Source organism: Pseudomonas sp. (assembly GCF_035277045.1).
Classification (GTDB): Bacteria; Pseudomonadota; Gammaproteobacteria; order Pseudomonadales; family Pseudomonadaceae; genus Aquipseudomonas.
In genome coordinates this window covers 1-4,746 of the sequence record NZ_DATELE010000160.1, presented here as the reverse complement: position 1 = coordinate 4,746, position 4,746 = coordinate 1, and the positions used below count along the sequence as shown (strand labels likewise).

Here is a 4,746-nt window from a genome sequence, read left to right as displayed (position 1 = left end):
TGATCCCATCCCGAACTCAGCAGTGAAACGATGCATCGCCGATGGTAGTGTGGGGTTTCCCCATGTGAGAGTAGGTCATCGTCAAGATTCATTTCGCAAAACCCCTATCTGCGCGAGCAGGTAGGGGTTTTGTCTTTTCCGAGCATAAGTTCATCCTCGGGCTCGCATTTCGAAGCCTATGCCCCGGCAAATCTCCGACGCCCTGCAATAAGTGGATATTTCCTGCAAGGCTATCGGACGCGACTGACTGTCCTCGGTGGCTAAGTGCCAGCTCTACTGTGTCCTTCAAAAATCAATGAGGACACGTGCATGGACCACGACACCCGCTCCCTGCGGCACGGCTTTTTTTCCCAGCTGCTGCTGAGCATGTCGATCTCGATATTCTCGGTTGTGCTCATCGAAGTCGTTAGTGGACGTGCCCAGCGCTGGCTCGATCTCTGGCCTAGCTACGCCTGCATGCTGTTGAATATCAATGAGCCACTCGAACGAATGCGCTGGATTGTTGGTGATATCAGCGAAGTGATGTTCTACAAGCACGAGCTTCCTGCCCTGGGCCTGCTAGCGGGCGCCTGGCTGGCTCACTCCGCGCACCGCCATGGGCACCGCTGGCAGGGTTTCGCCATCTGTTATGGCAGCGGTCTGTGGCCATGGCTGGTCACCAGTTCATCGCTGTCGCTGCTGCTCAGCCATGTCCTCTGGGGCTGGACCTTGCACAACGGCACCTGGCAGCCCACCTATGTCGCCTTCGTTTCGCTGCCCGCCGTGGTTGTACTGCGGTTCGGGCGCGGCTGGAAGGTGGCCATCACCGGCGCCGTGCTTGGCGCCGTGCTGGTGCCCCCGGCAAGCCTGCTGCTGGTAAACCAGGTGTGCTACCCCTTGGAGCTGCCATTGGTAGTCGGCAATCTGGGAGGCATGGCGCTAGCGAGCGCGTTCGGCTTACTGCTCTGCAAGCGCGTACCTTGGATCACCACTGAATCGCGGTTATCCACTCGAGCAATTACCCCTGAGCCCTGCGCGGAACCTGTGTCCAGCTTCGGGGTGATCTGGACCATGCGCCGGGTGTTGGCCGACTTCAGCGAGCCACTGTTCCTGGGCAATGAAATCGCGAGCCTCGGTCTGCTGCTTGGCGTGCTGATCGCTTACATCCTGTCGCCCGCCAGCCCAGCGTACGGCTCGCACCTGCTGCTGGAGATCATCAGCGGTCAGGCGCTGGCTTCGTTGATTGGCATACTGCTGTGGCGCCAGCAGTGGAAGCGCCACGGCTGGTATCCAACCTACCTTCCACTGGTTTCGATCGTGCCGGCCGCGGTGATGAGCCTGGGCGGCCAGTGGCAGGTCATCGCGTTGAGCGCCGGCCTGGGGGCGCTGGTCGCCCCGCCGCTGGCAGTGGCAATCAACGTGCGGCTACCGGATGCCATGCCCGTGTTTGTCGGCAATGGCCTGGCCATGATGCTTGCGACACTCGTCATCGTGCCCGTGGTGGGCCGGTTGACGGGCAATTCGGGCTGAAGGGTTATCCCGAGCACGCCGACATAAGAGCGCCTTTTCGAGGAGAGACGCGCCATTTTCGAGAAAATCGCCTCATTGCGTTCCAACTGGTCCAGGCAGACCAACGGAATGCGACAATGGTTTCGCGCACAGGTACGTGACTTGATAGAGTATTGCCTGCGTCAAGGTTCTGTTCGGGGGGCACTGCTTGCCTCTGGACAGACTGACTTCAGCGTACTGCGCTGAGCATTCCTGGAATCACCACCGCAATATCACTTGAGGTAGCAAGCAAGATGGCCAAGGCCGCCGATGTCGTTGTGCAATGCCTGGAAAACGAAGGTGTCGAGTATGTGTTCGGCATTCCCGGTGAAGAAAACCTCGACCTGCTCGAATCCCTGCGCAAGTCGAAGATCAAGCTGGTGCTCACCCGCCACGAGCAGTCCGCGGGCTTCATGGCCGCCACCTATGGCCGCCTGACCGGCAAGACCGGCGTCAGCCTGTCGACCCTCGGCCCTGGCGCGACCAACCTGGTGACCGCCAGTGCCTATGCCTATCTCGGCGGCATGCCGATGATGATGATCACCGGCCAGAAGCCGATCAAGAAGTCCAAGCAGGGCCGCTTCCAGATCATCGACGTGTGCGGCATGATGGACCCCATCACCAAGTACACCCACCAGTTCGCCTCGGCCGACAACATCCCGGCCCGTATGCGCGAGGCGTTCCGCCTGGCTGAGGAAGAGAAACCGGGCGCCGTTCACCTGGAGCTGCCGGAAGACATCGCCGCCGAGCAGACCGACAGCCTGCCGATCCCGCCAAGCCTGACCCGTCGCCCGCTGGCCGAACACAAGGCCATCGAAGCCGCCGTCGAGAAACTGCGCACCGCCCGCAACCCGATCCTGGTGATCGGCGCCGGCGCCAACCGCAAGATGACCGCCAAGGTTCTCAAGCAGCTGATCGACAAGACCGGCATCCCGTTCATCACCACCCAGATGGGCAAGGGCGTGGTCGACGAGCGCCACCCGCGCTTCCTCGGCAACGCCGCGCTGTCGTCCGGCGACTTCGTGCACCGTGCCGTTGAAGCCGCCGACCTGATCGTCAACATCGGTCACGACGTCATCGAGAAGCCGCCATTCTTCATGGTCCGTGGCGGCACCGAAGTCATCCACATCAACTTCCGCTCCGCCGAAGTCGATGCCGTGTACTTCCCGCAGGTCGAGGTGATCGGCGACATCGCCAACGCCGTCTGGCAGATCGGCGAAGCGCTCAATGACACCGCGCATTGGGACTTCACCCGCCTGATGGCCATCCGCGAAGCCAACGAAGCCCAGATCGCCGAAGGCGCCGACGACGACCGCTTCCCGGTCTACCCGCAGCGCCTGGTCGCCGACATCCGTCGTTCGCTGCCGTCCGAAGGCATCGTCGCCCTCGACAACGGTATCTACAAGATCTGGTTCGCGCGCAACTACAAGGCGCACAAGCCCAACACCGTACTGCTCGACAACGCCCTGGCGACCATGGGCGCCGGCCTGCCATCGGCCATGGCCGCGCACCTGGTCCACCCGGAGCGCCCGGTGATCTCGGTATGTGGTGACGGCGGCTTCATGATGAACAGCCAGGAGCTGGAAACGGCCGTGCGCCTGAACATGCACATCACCATCGTGATCCTGCGTGACGACGGCTACGGCATGATCCGCTGGAAGCAGGCCAACATGGGCTTCACCGATTTCGGCCTGGACTACGGCAACCCCGACTTCGTCAAGTACGCCGAAGCCTACGGTGCCAACGGTCACCGTGTCGAAAGCGCCGAAGGCTTCCTGCCGCTACTCGAGCACTGCATCAAGACCCCCGGCGTTCACGTGATCGACTGCCCGGTCGACTACTCCGAGAACGACCGCATCCTCAACAGCGAGCTGCGCGAACGCGCGCTGGCTGTGTAAGGGATCAAACCTGGCGCTCGCCGCTGGGATGTGACAAATGGGGCCGCACTGCGGCCCCATTTTTTTACCTGAAACAACGCTGCACTCCATATTCCTTTCAGCGGTGTCCGAAATTTCCACACCCTCGCTCGGATTTGGCTGACTAGCTGCGGTACTTGAAGACTGGCTTAACTGGCGTTCCTCCAACAAAGATAACAAGGACGCCACCATGTCAGCTCAGCTTGTCCCTATCAGTCCGGCCCGGATAGCCGTCATTCAGTTTGACCCCCAGGTCGGACTGGAGCACCTGGAATCGAACCTTCAGAACACCCTGGCCCTGGCTGAAGAAGCCGTCACTCAAGGCGCGAACCTGATCGTGCTGCCGGAGCTCGCCAATACCGGCTACACCTTTCGCTCCCGCACCGAGGCGTATGCCCATGCCGAATCACTGCATGACGGTGAAAGCAACAGGGCCTGGGCCGCGTTCGCGCATCGGCACCAGGTGTACCTCGTGGCCGGCTTTGCCGAGCGCGATGGGCTCAAGCTCTACGACAGTGCTGTATTGCATGGGCCCGATGGCTTGTTGGGGCACTACCGCAAGGCGCACCTGTGGAACCAGGAAAAACTCTGGTTCACGCCTGGCGACCTGGGTTTCCCGGTGTTCGAAACGCCGATTGGCCGAATTGGACTGCTGATCTGCTGGGATATCTGGTTTCCCGAGGTACCCCGCCTGCTCGCATTGCAAGGGGCCGACATCATCTGCAGCGTCAACAACTGGGTGTGGACCCCACCGCCGTTGTTCGATGCCGCAGGACAGTGCATGGCTTCCTATCTCACCATCACCGCGGCCCACGTCAACAACGTGGTCATCGCCGCGGCCAACCGGATTGGCAGCGAGCGTGGTGACCGCTTCCTCGGCTGTTCACTGATCGCAGGCACCAACGGCTGGCCGATCGGGCAGGTGGCGGGGGCTGAGAACCCCTGCATCCTCTACGCCGACGTCGATCTCAGCCATACCCGCGCAGCGCCTATCTGGAACAGCCTGAACGACCTGCCGCGTGACCGTCGCGCCGACCTCTACGACTCGATGCTCGGCTACCGCCTGCATCCAGCCCTGCCACGCTGAGGAGGCGACATGGACAACTCATTAGACTCCGCAAGGTCAGGGCCTGCCCCGAAGATTTTCATCTGCCTGCTGATCGCCTTGCCAGGCATCCTGCTGCTCGATGCGTTGCATGGGCAGAGGGTGTTCTGGCCAATGACGTGGCCGGACTACGGGCACATGATGGCGACCCTGGACCAGCCACTCAGCCGCTTGCGCTGGATCGTCGGCGACATCAGC

At 61.6% G+C, this 4,746-nt stretch carries 3 protein-coding genes, 1 rRNA gene and 1 pseudogene; all 5 read left to right on the top strand.

The window, feature by feature from the left end:
* Window positions 1-87 (top strand): 5S ribosomal RNA (gene rrf / locus VJS90_RS07865); the annotation flags it as partial.
* Window positions 88-366: 279 nt separating this feature from the next.
* Window positions 367-1,509 (top strand): hypothetical protein, encoded by a 1,143-nt coding sequence (locus VJS90_RS07860; RefSeq protein WP_414704912.1) that lies wholly within the window; start codon window positions 367-369, stop codon window positions 1,507-1,509.
* A gap of 272 nt (window positions 1,510-1,781) precedes the next feature.
* Window positions 1,782-3,425, top strand: coding sequence for an acetolactate synthase large subunit (locus VJS90_RS07855; protein ID WP_324120711.1), 1,644 nt, complete (start codon window positions 1,782-1,784; stop codon window positions 3,423-3,425).
* Window positions 3,426-3,633: 208 nt separating this feature from the next.
* Entirely contained in the window at window positions 3,634-4,530 is an 897-nt protein-coding gene (locus VJS90_RS07850) for a nitrilase family protein (protein ID WP_324120709.1), read from the top strand.
* A gap of 9 nt (window positions 4,531-4,539) precedes the next feature.
* Window positions 4,540-4,746, top strand: a pseudogene (locus VJS90_RS07845) (hypothetical protein); the annotation flags it as partial.